Below are 15,808 nucleotides of genomic sequence, written 5' to 3'. Positions count from 1 at the left end.
GTAAGGTTTCCCGGATAACATCACAAAAAGCAGCCTTTGAAATGGGCTGCTTTTTTACTCTAACGTTATTAGATAATTGTTCGACCCAGTGAAATAACCACGCGACGGTTTTTATCTTTGCCAATGGGTGATGCGTTGTCGGCAATCGGCCTACGTTTACCATAGCCTTGCACTTGAATGCGATCCTCAGGTAACCCCAGTGATTTAAAGTAGTCTCTTAATACCTCAGCCCTACGCTCAGAAAGATCCTGACTCACTCCTCGACTATCAACAGAGTCGGTATAGGTAGAAACCAACACCAAATCAATATCTTGGTTATAGCGAATATAGTCAGCAATTTGCGCAAGCCGTTTTTGCGAAGCTTTATTGAGTTGCACATTATCGCGGTCGTAATGCAGAATCGTAAATGAGATATCTTCAAAACTGTACGTCAGCAAATTGCTCACACAATCGCTAAACACGTTGTACTTCTCTTGAAAAAGAACCGACGAGAGAGCCACTTCAATGCGCTGATCTCGGCTTTGCCAATCTTGGTAGCTAAAGGTTGGATAGCGTCCTTTTTCCAATTCACTGAGTAGGCTCCAAGCGGTTTGACCACCGATGTAACCATCGAACTGTTTGAAGAATTGCAAATTGGTAATACGGTCTGCACTCTCACCCGGACGCCAACTCGGTGGTAATGACACTAAACTTACATTGCGAGTTTCGCCCATTGGACGACGCATTTTGAGTTCGAAATCGAGGTTAATCTTCTTATTCGCACGTGAAGAGAATTCAGCGTCACCGTAATTGGGGATCGGATGGACCAAACGGCACTCTAAAGGGGTATTCGTCACCATCTGCCACGTAGACTGCTGTGGTGTTGCCACATAACGCTTATCCATCGCCATAGGGGCAAAGGATGTCAGTATGCTGGTCATCACAATAGTGGCAGTAACCCATTTATTCATAACGATTTTATTCTCCGAGCGATACTACAACGATGGCGGAAAATTGCCGCTTCGCTTTCTATTTACTAAGTTAATGCAAAAATCTAGCCACATCACCGCACTATCCAACGCATAGTGAAACCTGCATTTATTAACGTGTTTGGTTTTTATCGTAGAAAGAATCTGTAATAATGCCAGCCCTGTCACACAACCAAGAGCTAGCATGACTGAAGTAAACGAAGCATTGACACTGAAAAAGCGTTTCCGCGGTTATTTTCCCGTCGTCATCGACGTCGAAACAGCCGGTTTCAATGCAAAGACCGATGCACTATTAGAAATCTGCGCGATTACGTTGCGTATGGATGAACAAGGTGATCTGCACCCAGCATCGACGATTCACTTTCATGTTGAGCCTTTTGAAGGTGCCAACCTTGAAAAAGAGGCGCTTGAGTTTAATGGCATTCGTGACCCATTTAGCCCATTACGCGGTGCCGTCAGCGAAGCCGAAGCACTCAGAGAAATTTATAAGCTAGTCCGAAAAGAGCAACGCGACAATGACTGTAGCCGCTCGATCATGGTGGCGCACAATGCTACCTTTGACTTGAATTTCGTGATGGCAGCCAGTGAACGCTGCAAGCTAAAACGAGTCCCTTTCCACCCTTTTGCGACTTTTGATACCGCTGCGCTAAGTGGTTTAGCCTATGGCCAAACCGTTTTGGCCAAAGCGTGCAAATCCGCTGGGATGGAATTTGACAATAGAGAAGCGCATTCAGCGCTATACGATACGCAAAAAACAGCCGAACTTTTTTGCGGTATCGTCAACAAATGGAAGGCCCTTGGCGGATGGCCACTTGTTGAACCTTCAGAAAACAATAACAAGTAAACACAACTAACCGAGAAATATATGAATCCTGTAGTAATTTCTGTATGCATCATGCTGCTTCTTGCGCTGATGCGGGTCAATGTCGTCGTCGCACTGACATTTAGTGCGATCGTCGGTGGTTTAGTTGCAGGGATGAGTTTAAATGACGCTGTTTCTGCATTTGAAAGTGGCTTAGGCGGTGGTGCAACCATCGCACTAAGTTATGCGATGCTAGGCACCTTTGCCGTCGCGATTTCTAAATCTGGTATTACTGACTTACTGGCGCAAAACGTGATTAAGCGTATCCATGGCAAAGAGCATGGTGCGGCCACCACAGGTTTGAAGTATGCGGTTCTGGTCGCGCTGGTTCTAGTTACCATGTCATCGCAAAATATCATTCCTGTCCATATCGCCTTTATTCCGATTTTAATTCCACCGCTATTGGGCGTCTTTGCCAAGCTGAAGCTTGACCGCAGGCTGATTGCTTGCGTGCTCACTTTTGGCCTTATCACGCCCTATATGGTCTTGCCTGTCGGCTTTGGTGGGATTTTCCTCAATAACATCTTACTCAAGAATTTACGCGATAATGGCCTTGAAAACGTAACGGCAAGCCAAGTGCCGATTGCCATGCTGCTACCCGCCGCTGGGATGATTTTTGGCTTACTGGTCGCCATTTTCTTTACCTATCGTAAACCTCGCCAGTATCAAGAGACGGAACATACTGTCATTAATGCCGAACCAAAAGCGATCAACAAAAAGCATATTTTGATTGCCGCGCTCGGTATTATCACGGCACTTGCCGTACAACTGTCCACAGGTTCAATGATCATCGGCGCACTGGCTGGTTTTATGGTCTTCACTTTTGGTGGTGTGATTGCGTGGAAAGAGACACACGATGTGTTCACCAAAGGTGTACATATGATGGCAATGATTGGCTTTATTATGATTTCAGCGGCCGGATTTGCCGCCGTGATGAAAGCCACCGGTGGCGTTGAGTCGCTCGTCGAAGCCTTATCAGTAAGCATTGGCGACAACAAAGCGTTATCGGCTTTATTAATGCTGATCGTCGGTTTGTTGGTCACTATGGGCATTGGTTCATCCTTCTCAACGATTCCAATCATCGCAACCATTTACGTGCCCCTTGCCCTCGCCTTTGGCTTTTCGCCTATGGCGACCATTGCGCTAGTGGGTACCGCTGCTGCGTTAGGCGATGCTGGCTCTCCAGCGTCAGATTCCACCTTGGGGCCAACGTCAGGCCTAAATGCGGATGGCCAGCACGAACATATTTGGGAAACGGTGGTTCCAACCTTCATCCATTATAATATTCCACTGATTGTGTTTGGCTGGATTGCAGCAATGATCCTTTAGTCGAACCCTGTTAACGAGCACAAAAAAGGCTTCCTAGATAGAAGCCTTTTTCTTTGCAGCCTATTTGGGGAGATGCGCTCGATTACGCGCCTTCGTTATGAATCTCTAGGTTGGCGAGATCTTGCTGGATTTCTCGAACCGTTTTTGCATCGTCGCTGCGCATCGATTCAAGAAAATCAAGATACTGCTGATCAATATCGCCCGTGACATATTCGCCGTTAAATACCGACGCTTCAAATTTTGCAATATCGCGGTTACCCATACCAACGGCATCCACTAAATCTTCCAGATTTTGGAAAATCAGAGCATCTGCGCCAATTCGCTGCGCAATTTCATCGGCATCTCGACCATGAGCAATCAACTCGTTAGCACTTGGCATATCAATGCCATAGACGTTAGGGAAACGGATCTCAGGCGCGGCTGACACCATGTACACCTTGTTTGCACCAGAATCACGAGCCATCTCAATAATTTGCTCTGACGTAGTTCCACGCACTATCGAGTCATCCACTAGCAACACGTTTTTGCCCTTAAATTCAGAACGAATCGCATTGAGTTTACGGCGCACCGACTTTTTACGCTGTTGCTGGCCCGGCATAATAAATGTGCGGCCAACGTAGCGGTTTTTGACAAAACCTTGGCGATATGGAATATCAATCGCTTGTGCAATTTGCAATGCGATATCGCACGAAGTCTCAGGAATGGGGATCACAACATCAATATCTAAGTCAGCAAATTCGTTCTTGATGCGCTCACCCAACTTTTTACCCATTTCTACGCGCGCGCTGTAAACCGAAATTTTGTCGATAAACGAATCTGGGCGGGCGAAGTAGACAAATTCAAAAATGCATGGGTTAAGTGTTGGGTTATCGGCACATTGTTTAGTAAATAGCTGGCCATCAAAGGTCGCATACACCGCTTCCCCGGGGGCAAGGTCACGCACAAAATCAAAGCCGACAGCATCTAGCGCCACCGACTCCGAAGCGGCCATGTATTCGGTACGGCCATCGACTTCACGTTTACCTAAGCAGATAGGACGAATACCATGCGGGTCACGAAACGCGATCATCCCATGCCCAATGATCATCGCGACAACAGCATAAGCACCGCGAATGGTGCGATGTACATTGGCGACAGCACGAAACACATCTTCTGCGGTTACATTGCCTCTGACTGTATCAATTTCATGCGCCAAGACGTTAAGCAGCACTTCGGAATCTGAAGTGGTATTGATATGGCGACGATCTTTTTCAAACAACTTCTGGCGTACTTCGTTGGCATTGGTGAGGTTGCCGTTATGAGCAAGCGTGATACCGAACGGGGAGTTAACGTAGAAAGGTTGAGCTTCTGAGGCACTCGAACTACCCGCAGTAGGATAACGCACATGCCCAATACCCACCGTTCCTTGAAGACGCTGCATGTGTTTTGCTTCAAAGACATCTTTCACTAAACCGTTCGCCTTACGCAGACGGAAACGATTGCTTTCTATGGTACAAATACCAGCGGCATCTTGGCCACGATGCTGCAATACCGTTAACGCGTCATAAATTGACTGGTTTACCAGCGTTGTACCCACGATTCCAACAATACCACACATGTCCTGATCCTCGATTTGCGACAGTAACTGGCGCTAAATCGCGCCAGAGAGAAAACTTGATGTTGCTTGTAAGTGCTCAAAGAACGGCGCAATGATACGGCTAAATTCCGGTACCAATTGCGAGCTCTTCCACCACTCTGAATTTGGAAATGCGGTAAACGCATCCATAAAAAACAAGGCAGCTGAAACAATCAACACACCACGCAATGCTCCAAAAACAATGCCCAGTACCCGATCAGTTCCAGATAGGCCCGTTTTTTGTACCAATTGAGCAATCACATAGTTAATGATCGCTCCGACAATGAGTGTTGCAACAAACAGTGCTGCGATGGCCGTGCCATTACGAAACATGTCATCTTTGATATTTGAAAAATACACCGCAAGTTTTGCGTAGTATTGGCTGGCAATAAAAAATGCACCGAACCATATCACTAATGACAACGCTTCTTTAGCAAAGCCACGGACTAAACTGATCAATGCCGATAGGCCGATCACACTTAAAATGACAATATCTAACCAATTCATGAGTTCTACATCTTAAGTTGGCGCGCATTTTAACAGAAAAAAACGCGACGCAAACGTTTTCTTATGGGTTTAGTGGTTTAAATTTGAGCAATTGACCTTTTGCACCGGTAATTTTTTCCAGTTCTAAGAGTTGACGCTCAAGCTTGGTTTTGGAAACATCTGGACCAATAATGATCCGAGTGAAGCCATTTTCTTGCTTAGTATGAGCTTGATAACCCCGTTTTTGCAGATCTTTAACCACGGTTTTTGCGTTTTCGGCATTCTTTAATGCCATCAACTGAATGAGCCAAGCACTATCTTGGTAATCATTTCTTTCCGCCGTTTCTTTCACTTTCACAGTGAGTGGCTTGCTCTGCGTTGCTGCGTCGCTCTGGTTAGTTTGTGCGATCACTTCCACAGGCGAATCGGGCAACGCGACTTGATCTTCAACGGGGTCGAGAATTTCAAACTTCTCTACGTCGCTGTCTAATTCGGGCTTAATTGGGATGCTGGCGATATCTTCTTTGTAGTGGGTCTTTTTGCCATCCAATACATCAGGTAACACTATCACCCCTATCGCCACCAATATAATTGTTCCTACCAAGCGGCTCTGAAACTTACTTGCCATTTATACTCCTTTGTTCTGCCAGTGCTCTAATACTTCACCCACAGTATGAAACGACCCAACCACGATAATGACATCATTGCTATCGGCTTGTGTCATCGCGGCTTCAAAAGCGCTGACTGGGCTAGCAAACGGTTTAACGCCAGGCTCAAGGTACTGACAAAGTTCATTCGCTTGCGCGGCTCTAGGGCCACTTAATGAAGCAGGATACCAAACGTTAGCGATTGATTTCAGTTGATGAAGCGTGGCCTTCACATCTTTATCATGCAGCATGCCAATCACCACATGGACCTTTTTGTGTGCGTAACGCTGTTTGAGCTGCGCCACCAAATATTCGGCCGAATGGGGATTATGTGCAACATCAAGAATGATTTCTGGGCTATCACTGATTTTTTGCATCCGCCCAGCAAGTGTTGCGTTGCTAAGCCCATTGACGATATTGACATCACTCACAGCCAAACCGGAGCAGCCGAGTGCCATTAATGCCGTAGCCGCATTAGGCAAGGGCAAGCGAGGGAGCGGTAAATCAGATAACTCAAATGGACCACTTCGCCAATTCCACGTTGTTTCAGAGGCAAGTTCATAGGAAAACTGAATACCGACTTGGTACATCTCCGCACCAATATCATCGGCATGCGCTGCAACCGTTGGTGGTGGCTTAGGCTGGCCGCAAATAGCGGGTTTACCTGCGCGATAAATCCCCGCTTTCTCATAGCCAATAACATTGATGTCATCGCCGAGCCAATCCACGTGATCAATCGCCAAGCTGGTGATCACAGAAACATCGTGATCCACAATATTGGTCGCATCAAGTCGGCCACCTAGCCCAACTTCCAATAAAATGACATCCACCGCTTGCGTTTGAAATAAACGCAGCGCCGCCAATGTACCGAACTCAAATAGGCTTAAACTGATGTCACCCCGTTGCGCTTCAACAAAAGCGAAGGCTTGCGTATGCAGCTCATCGCTTAGCTCAAGCGCATTAATACGCACGCGTTCGTTATAACGGATAAGATGAGGTGAGCTATAAACGCCCACACGATAACCTGCATCCAATAAAATGGCTTCCATTAATGCACAGGTCGAGCCTTTGCCATTCGTTCCAGCCACGGTAATTACGGTAGGTGCAGGTTTAATAAGATTCGCTTTTTGAGCCACAGCTTGGACACGATCCAAACCAAGGTCTATAGCGGAGGTATGAATATTCGCTAAATAATCAAGCCACATCGCAAGAGAGGATGTGGCTTGTGGGATAAAGTTTTGAGTCATCTAACGTTTATAACCATTAAGCAGTTAGTGTGTTAGTGCCTACTTTACCCTTTTTCGTGCGCTTCTGGTACAGCGTAATCAGGTTCAGTCGGTGAATCGTCAACAGAAACGACCAATGGTGAGCTGTGATTGGTCAATTTAGCGATCAATCCCCCCACGCGTTGACGCATTTCACGGCGATCGACAATCATATCAATCGCACCATGCTCAATTAGGAATTCGCTACGTTGGAAACCTTCAGGTAGATCTTCACGTACCGTTTGTTCGATAACTCGACGACCTGCAAAACCAATCAGTGCTTTAGGTTCACCAATATTGATGTCACCAAGCATCGCTAAACTTGCCGATACGCCACCCATGGTCGGGTCCGTCATCACTGAGATATAAGGTAAGCCTTTGCTTGATAAACGTTCAAGCGCCGCACTGGTTTTTGCCATCTGCATCAATGACATTAACGCTTCTTGCATACGCGCGCCGCCACTGGCAGAAAAGCAGACCAAACCACAGTTGTTTTCTATAGCGGCATCAACAGCTCGTACGAAACGCGCACCAACTACAGACCCCATTGAACCACCCATGAAAGAAAACTCAAAAGCACAAGCAACCAAAGGCATACCCAATAGTTCGCCTTGCATCACCACAAGAGCGTCTTTCTCACCACTGCTTTTTTGAGCGGCTGAAAGGCGTTCTTTATAACGTTTTGAGTCTTTAAACTTGAGTTTATCCTGCGGCTCTAACTCGTCACCAATCTCGACACGATTCTGTTCATCAAGAAAAGTCTCTAAGCGGCGACGTGCTTTCATGCGCATGTGATGATCACATTTAGGGCACACTTCCAAGTTACGCTCAAGCTCAGCGTGATATAACACTTGCTCACAAGAAGTACATTTAGTCCAAACCCCTTCAGGGATGGATGCTTTACGCGAAGTTACGATATTGCTTTTTTCTAAAATCTTTTCAAGCCAACTCATGGAAGACCTTTACTCTTAACTCTCTCGCGTGATTGCGAAAGATACAAATTTGGGATTTATGCGTGAGGATTAAAACATATAAAATGCTTAGTGTAGACAAAAAACTGGTTGTACCTATTTTCTGGCTGTCATTTTCACACACGTCACGACTCTGTTTTGGACACTTTACGCGTTATTAGTTCAAATTATCAGCTAAAAATAGCGGCCCAAGCGACTCTTTTGGTAAAGAAAATTCTTCTGGATAATCAACAGCAACCAAATATAATCCTTCCGCTTTGGCTGTTGCACCCGCCAGTTTTCTATCTTTGGCTTCAAGCAACCATTTTATCCATTCGGGAGGCTGCTCACCCCGGCCGACAACGATGAGGCTACCGGTAATATTTCGCACCATATGATGGACAAAAGCATTTGCTTTAATGTCGATGACAACATAGTTGCCATGCCGAGTCACATTCAAATGCATGACGTTTCGCCAAGGACTATTCGATTGACAATGCACAGCGCGAAAAGAGGTGAAATCATTTTCGCCCAATAAAAGCTGCCCTGCTTGCTGCATTTTCTCAACGTCTAAATCGCCATGATAATGACTGACACCTGAAGATAATATGCCAGGGCGATAAGCATGATTATAAATGATGTAGCGATAACGGCGTGCTGTAGCCGAAAAGCGAGCGTGAAAATCGCTTGAAACCTCAGTTGCCCAACGAACAGCGATATCTTTTGGTAAATGAGCATTGACACCCATTGTCCAAGCGACCATTTTTCGGCAAGCCGTAGTATCAAAATGTATCACCTGTCCTGTGCCGTGAACCCCTGCATCGGTGCGCCCCGCACACAATACTTCAACCGGATGGTTCGCCACAACTGTGAGTGCTTTTTCTAATTCTTCTTGGACACTTTTAACGTCACGTTGTCGCTGCCAACCATAGTATTGAGAACCATTGTACTCAATACCTAAAGCGATTCTCATCATCTGATTCTCTTTGAAAATGGGTCGGGCAGTATAATCGCAATCAAAAAAAAATTCTAATCGACAAGTCATCTACCCCCAACAACTTTCAATGTGAAGTTCAGGTCATCTGCAAGTAAGAAAAGGCTATTCAATAACAACGAGTCCGTATATTCACGGCCTCGTTTGTTTTTAAGCTCGGCGATTAATGCTGTCAATCAAGGATTTCGCTTCTCGTCGAATATCATCACTACCATCAACAATGGCTTCCTCTAACAGTTTTATCGCCCCTTTATCATCGTTCATCTCGATGTAAATTTTGGCGAGGTCAAGCTTACCCGCCGCCTCAGAGTTATTGTCTACATCGATATCACCAATGTCACCAATCACATCCGGAAATTCACTTAAACCAACATCTAACTTGAGTTCTTCATCTTCAGGGCTAATCCCCTCTTCACCCTCAACTTGAGCCATTAGCTCATCGATGGTCATGTACTGGCTCTTTTGGGCTTCAAAATCATCGAGTTCATCTTGAATTCCCCAGTTTTCATCAAGAATTTGAGGCTCGTCGGTTTGGATCTCATCGTTCCAAACGGCAAGCTCTTCTTCAGGCACGTCATCTGGGATGGAAGCTTGTTGATCTGGCGTTAAATTAAAACCGTTCCAATCTTCACCGCCCACCTCTAACATTGCATCAATATTCATACCAGCACTATCAATGGTACGAGCATCTAATGGTCGATCAAAAGAGAATGGCGCAGAAGATACGCTTTCCTCATCTAGCCAATCTTTTAAGGCTTTCTCATCGAACTCCTGTTTTGAAACACTCTGCAATTGGTCTGCGTCATCATCTTCTAAAAGCGGCTGTGGATCTGTTTCTAGTGCTGGTTCGTTAATTGAAGCAAGTGCATCTTCTTCACTAAATTCAGGCAAGGCTTGCTCATCAATCGCTTCAAAACTTTCTTGAGCAACAGGCTCTGACGCCGCTTCTTGAGGCTCGGCTATCGCATCCGCCAGCGCGTCTTCTTCTGTGTACTCTGGCAGCTCAAGATCCGTAAGGTCGCTCTCGTCTTCCTTTTCTTCTAGAGAAGGCTCGCTAATTGAAGCAAGTGCATCTTCTTCACTAAATTCAGGTAAGGCTTGCTCATCAATCGCTTCAAAACTTTCTTGAGCAACAGGCTCTGACGCCGCTTCTTGAGGCTCGGCTATCGCATCCGCCAGCGCGTCTTCTTCTGTGTACTCTGGAAGCTCAAGATCCGTAAGGTCGCTCTCGTCTTCCTTTTCTTCTAGAGGAGGCTCGTTAATTGAAGCAAGTGCATCTTCTTCACTGAATTCAGGCAAGGCTTGCTCGTCAATCGCTTCAACACTTTCTTGAGCAACAGGCTCTGACGCCGCTTCTTGAGGCTCAGCTATCGCATCCGCCAGCGCGTCTTCTTCTGTGTACTCTGGCAGCTCAAGATCCGTAAGGTCGCTCTCGTCTTCTTTTTCTTCTAGAGGAGGCTCGTTGATTGAAGCAAGTGCATCTTCTTCACTGAATTCAGGCAAGGCTTGCTCGTCAATCGCTTCAAAACTTTCTTGAGCAACAGGCTCTGACGCCGCTTCTTGAGGCTCGGCTATCGCATCCGCTAGCGCGTCTTCTTCTGTGTACTCTGGCAGCTCAAGATCCGTAAGGTCGCTCTCGTCTTCCTTTTCTTCTAGAGAAGGCTCACTAATTGAAGCAAGTGCATCTTCTTCACTAAATTCAGGCAAGGATTGCTCGTCAATCGCTTCAAAACTTTCTTGAGCAACAGGCTCTGACGCCGCTTCTTGAGGCTCGGCTATCGCATCCGCCAGCGCGTCTTCTTCTGTGTACTCTGGCAGCTCAAGATCCGTAAGGTCGCTCTCGTCTTCCTTTTCTTCTAGAGAAGGCTCGCTAATTGAAGCAAGTGCATCTTCTTCACTAAATTCAGGTAAGGCTTGCTCGTCAATCGCTTCAAAACTTTCTTGAGCAAGAGGCTCTGACGCCGCCTCTTGAGGCTCAGCTATCGCATCCGCCAGCGCGTCTTCTTCTGACTGCTCTGGCAGTTGGACTTCGGAAAGCTCGCTCTGTGACTGTTCTTCTAGCGATGGCTCATTAAAAGAAGCAAGGAGATCTTCTTCTTCGAACTCCACTAACTTGTCATCGTGGAGCTCCTCAACATGGTCCTTTGCCGATGATTCTGCTGAATTGGTTTGAAGCGGCTCAACATCAGCTTGGCTTGGTTCTTCGTCTTCCAGCTCACCAATGTCCCAGTCTTCATCTTGTGGAACTCCAAATTCGTTAGGGCTGACTTCTGGTTTGCTAACCTGTGCGGGTTCTATTTTTTCCGGGGATGTCGAGCTGCTTAGAGGTTGCTCCTCATTCGGCTTCAGATCCGGATAACTTGCCCCTTCAATTTCTGGGTTAAAATCAAATGAGTCGTCGATAAATTCTTCATCGAAGTCGCCATCAACCACTCCCATCTGTTCATCATCCAGTAGAGGATCTTTTTCAGGAGCGGCACTTAGCAGATCGTCAATGAAGATGTCGCTGTTAAACTCGGAATCTTCAACGCTATCATTTTCATTATCCAACAACTCGCTATTTTGCTGTTCGGTCTCTTCGATATTCTGAGCATGCTGCTCGATTTCCAGCAACTCTTCAAATAATGCCGTACCATCTTCTTCTTCTTCAGCGAGACTATCCTTAGCTTCAGCACCTTCTTGCTCTTGGTCTGCCTTTTCAAAGTCAAGTGATTCAGAACCATTGTCAGTAAATAGTTCGTCCAATAGCTCTGTACTATTCTCATCCAGCTCGGTTTCAATGTCGGATTCCGTAGTTTCTTCACCCAATAACTCATACAGAGTTTGATCACCAGTGAAGTCAACATCATCAATATCTTCTTCGCTCGAAGCGATGTCTTTATCGGGCTGCACAAGTTCTTCAAGTAAGTCGGTGCTTTCCGATAAGTCTGTCTCGCTCTCTTCATCATCACCGAGTAGCTCATCGAGCAGTTCGACACTGTCGCTATCAATTGCTAGGACGTCTTCATCTTGCTCTTCTAATAATTCATCCAGCAGCGCTGTTTCAGTGGAGGAATCAGTTTCTATTGAGGTGAGGTCAGATTGCGCTTCAATCGTTGCGAATAGATCATCAAGTTCACTATCCGACGCTAGCTCTGCTTCTTTTAAATCGAAGTTACCGCCGGTTTTTGCTAGCTCGGGCTCTTCTGAATCCAAGTTGAAATCATCTTCGGACTCATCCAATAATGAATCAAAGTCAAAACTATCATGATGATCGTCATCACTATTGGCGGCAAACAAATCGTCAAGTAGCGATTGATCTAAAGTATCGCTTCCGAGATCTTCAGCTTTATCATCTCCAGCCAATAACGCGTCAATGTCGTCTTCAGAAATGGAATCATCATCATCGGATAAATCAAATTCTGTTTCGCCGTCATCTTCATCTAATAACGCTTCGTCTAAAGCTCGCGCCATCTCATCGAGACCGACAGCTTTTTCGTCAGCACCAACACTGATGCCGTTACTGCTAGCGGTCAAATCTTCTAAATCCGCAGCAAGATCACCATCATCGCCGATACTCGCAAATGGGTCTTCGCCATCTTCACCTTCGAGGTTGAAGTCTAAATCTGTATCGTCTAAATCGGCAAAAATGTCCGATTCTTGTTCAGAATTGTCATCGATTTCATCATCCAGTGTGATGTCGTCACCAAATAACTTCTCACTATCATCAGACTCACCAAACAAGTCATCATCCAGCATTAAATCATCGTCAATATCTTCAAGGCTGCCAGCAGCCATTGGCGTTATAGGCTCTTGATTACCTTGAGTGACAACAGGCTGCTCCGTTGGCTTGGATCGGCGGCCAAGCAACATCACAACCAGTAAACCAATTAACAGGCCAGGAATAAGGGCGAGAGCGGCGACCAACCAAGAGTTGGAAAGCAGTTGATCAAGTGCACTTGGTGCAAGCTTTTGCGCCTCTAATGCTTTTCTACGTTCTTCATCAAGTAGCTTTTCAACTTCAGAGCGAATGCGGTTTTCGTCACCGAGTTCTCCTTTGAGTGCATCGACTTCAGATTGAACATCTGCCAGCATCAAACGTAACTTATGATTTTTCTCTTCAAGCGCCAGTAATTCAGTATCAGATTTCGCAACTTGTGTGCCAATATCTTTTAGCACAGGCTCACTCTTCGTCTTTTCAACAACTGGTTGAGCGGCAGTAGAGGCAATTGTTTTTTCAGGCAAAGCTGTAGAAGCAGCAGTAACAGGCGCTGTTGGCTGCGCCGTATTAGCATTCAATTTGGCTTGATGCGCGGCCATGATATTGACCGCTTCTTGTGTGGGCGCACTATTTACCTGTGCCAATGATGGAACACGTAAGTTGCTACCCGGAATCAAACTGTGAATATTTTGATTTTCGAACGCCTGAGGGTTTAGCCGATAAATGGCCAGCAGGGTTTGTTGTACAGTGACGTTATTCGATGGGCGTAGTCGAGTGGCAATAGACCACAAAGTGTCGCTGTCTAAGGTTGGCCCAAAAAACGTCGATGGTTGGCTATTAGCCTGCTGAAGATTACGAGTTTGAGTGAGATTTTCTGAAAATTGAGGAGAAGACTGGATCTCACCATTCGGCCCAACCAGGCGAATGCTCTCGGCACTAACGATAGAAGTCTGAGTCACGGCAACCATTGCTATCGGCAACAGTAGACGCTGAAAAATTTGACGCATATAAGGCTCAGCTATGTGCTTGGAATAAATAAATACGATGATCTGTTTAATATATCGGATAACGCTAGCAAAACTATAGGACGCAAGGTAAAAAATGTGTCACGACTACGATAATCGCAGGAATCTCACACATTTTTCCCCGCTAAGTGAGCTTGCTCAGACAAAAACAGTACCATAATAAAAAGAAAGGCCAGCATTGGCTGACCTTTTTAAATAGTACTTAAGCTTACTCTGCGTCTATTTTTGCCCAAGTGTCACGTAGACCCACTGTGCGGTTAAAAACCAACGCTTCTGGTTTAGAATCTTTCGAGTCAGCACAGAAATAACCCATGCGCTCAAACTGATAACCTTGCTCCGCGTGTGCCGACACCAAACTAGGCTCAACAAAACCATTAATTTTAACCAATGAATCTGGGTTAATAGTTTCGGCAAAGTTGTCAGCCGCCGCCGGGTTGGGAACGGTAAATAGGCGATCATACAAACGAATTTCAGCTGGCAAGGCTTTATCGGCGGATACCCAGTGAATAACACCTTTCACTTTGCGTCCATCTGCCGGGTTTTTGCCCAGAGTATCCATATCGTAAGTGCAGAATATTGTCGTAATATTGCCTTGTGCATCTTTTTCAATGCGCTCTGCTTTTATTACGTAAGCGCCGCGTAAGCGAACTTCTTTGCCTAGCACTAAACGTTTGTATTTCTTGTTGCCTTCTTCACGGAAATCTTCACGTTCAATCCACAATTCGCGAGTAAATGGAACTTCGCGATCGCCCATTTCAGGCTTGTTTGGATGATTTGCCAGCGTTAACGTCTCGATTTTACCCGCCTCAAAGTTTTCTATCACCACTTTTACAGGGTCAAGAACCGCCATGGCGCGAGGCGCATGTTCGTTTAAGTCTTCACGGATACAAGACTCTAACGAACTGAATTCGATCATATTTTCCTGTTTTGTCACACCTATGCGTTTGCAAAACTCACGAATCGATGCTGGTGTGAATCCACGGCGGCGTAAACCTGAAATCGTCGGCATACGTGGGTCATCCCAACCATCCACTAATTTTTCCGTAACCAGCTGGTTTAGTTTACGCTTAGACATTACCGTGTATTCAAGGTTTAAACGGCTAAACTCATACTGATGTGGTCGACAATCAATCGTGATATTTTCCAACACCCAATCGTACAGACGGCGGTTATCTTGAAACTCTAGGGTACAAATTGAGTGCGTGATCCCTTCCAAGGCATCCGAGATACAGTGGGTAAAATCGTACATTGGATAAATGCACCATTTGTTACCCGTTTGGTGATGCTCAGCGAAACGAACACGGTAAAGCACAGGATCGCGCATCACCATAAAGGATGACGCCATGTCAATCTTGGCACGTAGGCACGCTTTGCCTTCTTCGAAACCACCAGCGCGCATTTTCTCAAATAGCGCTAGGTTTTCTTCAATGCTGCGATCGCGGTACGGACTTGGCTTACCTGCTTGGGTCAATGTACCTCGATATTCACGGATCTCTTCTGGACTGAGCTCTTCAACATAAGCCAGACCTTTTTGGATCAACTCAACCGCGTATTGGTATAGTTTGTCAAAATAATCTGACGAATAACAAACATCACCAGACCATTGGAAGCCGAGCCATTTCACGTCGGCTTTGATTGACTCAACGTACTCCATATCTTCTTTTTCAGGGTTTGTATCGTCAAAACGTAAATTACACTGTCCCTGATAGTCCTGAGCAATACCAAAGTTTAAGCAGATAGATTTAGCATGACCGATGTGCAGGTAACCATTTGGCTCGGGCGGAAAACGAGTATGCACACTTGTGTGTTTGCCATCCGCTAAATCTTTATCAATGATTTGGCGAATAAAATTCGATGGACGAGCCTCAGCTTCACTCATCTATAGCACCTCAAAATTATTTAGTATCGTCAGAAGATTTTTCTGTATGTAAGAGCAGCAATGCTTGCAGAAACAGAAAGTTTGTCGC

At 45.8% G+C, this 15,808-nt stretch carries 11 protein-coding genes; 2 read left to right on the top strand and 9 right to left on the bottom strand.

Annotation, left to right across the window (positions count from 1 at the left end; genetic code table 11):
- Window positions 1–68: 68 nt before the first annotated feature.
- Window positions 69–950, bottom strand: a complete 882-nt coding sequence (gene motY, locus AACQ75_RS10660) for a flagellar protein MotY (protein ID WP_013857286.1) — start codon at window positions 948–950, stop codon at window positions 69–71.
- A gap of 202 nt (window positions 951–1,152) precedes the next feature.
- On the opposite strand from motY, the gene rnt reads away from it, so the two are divergent.
- Window positions 1,153–1,812, top strand: a complete 660-nt coding sequence (rnt, locus tag AACQ75_RS10655; protein ID WP_212755015.1) for a ribonuclease T — start codon at window positions 1,153–1,155, stop codon at window positions 1,810–1,812.
- 21 nt (window positions 1,813–1,833) lie between these two features.
- Window positions 1,834–3,159 (top strand): Na+/H+ antiporter family protein, encoded by a 1,326-nt coding sequence (locus tag AACQ75_RS10650; protein ID WP_017048031.1) that lies wholly within the window; start codon window positions 1,834–1,836, stop codon window positions 3,157–3,159.
- 82 nt (window positions 3,160–3,241) lie between these two features.
- Here the strand turns inward: AACQ75_RS10650 and purF are convergent, their stop codons facing one another.
- The 8 genes from purF to glnS form a co-directional block, all read right to left on the bottom strand.
- On the bottom strand, window positions 3,242–4,756 hold the full coding sequence (purF, locus tag AACQ75_RS10645) for an amidophosphoribosyltransferase (protein WP_013857289.1): 1,515 nt from the start codon (window positions 4,754–4,756) through the stop codon (window positions 3,242–3,244).
- Between the two features lie 33 nt (window positions 4,757–4,789).
- Window positions 4,790–5,281 (bottom strand): CvpA family protein, encoded by a 492-nt coding sequence (locus AACQ75_RS10640; RefSeq protein WP_170888617.1) that lies wholly within the window; start codon window positions 5,279–5,281, stop codon window positions 4,790–4,792.
- A 61-nt stretch (window positions 5,282–5,342) separates the two neighbouring features.
- Window positions 5,343–5,888, bottom strand: coding sequence for an SPOR domain-containing protein (locus tag AACQ75_RS10635; protein WP_013857291.1), 546 nt, complete (start codon window positions 5,886–5,888; stop codon window positions 5,343–5,345).
- On the bottom strand, window positions 5,889–7,154 hold the full coding sequence (gene folC, locus AACQ75_RS10630; protein WP_170888616.1) for a bifunctional tetrahydrofolate synthase/dihydrofolate synthase: 1,266 nt from the start codon (window positions 7,152–7,154) through the stop codon (window positions 5,889–5,891).
- A 44-nt stretch (window positions 7,155–7,198) separates the two neighbouring features.
- On the bottom strand, window positions 7,199–8,125 hold the full coding sequence (accD, locus tag AACQ75_RS10625) for an acetyl-CoA carboxylase, carboxyltransferase subunit beta (RefSeq protein WP_017043471.1): 927 nt from the start codon (window positions 8,123–8,125) through the stop codon (window positions 7,199–7,201).
- Between the two features lie 175 nt (window positions 8,126–8,300).
- Window positions 8,301–9,095, bottom strand: a complete 795-nt coding sequence (gene truA, locus AACQ75_RS10620; protein WP_026027499.1) for a tRNA pseudouridine(38-40) synthase TruA — start codon at window positions 9,093–9,095, stop codon at window positions 8,301–8,303.
- A gap of 171 nt (window positions 9,096–9,266) precedes the next feature.
- On the bottom strand, window positions 9,267–13,823 hold the full coding sequence (locus AACQ75_RS10615; protein WP_170888615.1) for a FimV/HubP family polar landmark protein: 4,557 nt from the start codon (window positions 13,821–13,823) through the stop codon (window positions 9,267–9,269).
- A 226-nt stretch (window positions 13,824–14,049) separates the two neighbouring features.
- Window positions 14,050–15,720 (bottom strand): glutamine--tRNA ligase, encoded by a 1,671-nt coding sequence (gene glnS / locus AACQ75_RS10610; protein WP_170888614.1) that lies wholly within the window; start codon window positions 15,718–15,720, stop codon window positions 14,050–14,052.
- Window positions 15,721–15,808: the final 88 nt, after the last annotated feature.

The organism is Vibrio sp. B1-2 (assembly GCF_963888445.1).
GTDB lineage: Bacteria > Pseudomonadota > Gammaproteobacteria > Enterobacterales > Vibrionaceae > Vibrio > Vibrio anguillarum.
The sequence above is the reverse complement of the archived record's forward strand: the minus strand, read 5'-3'. Positions and strand labels throughout refer to the sequence as shown.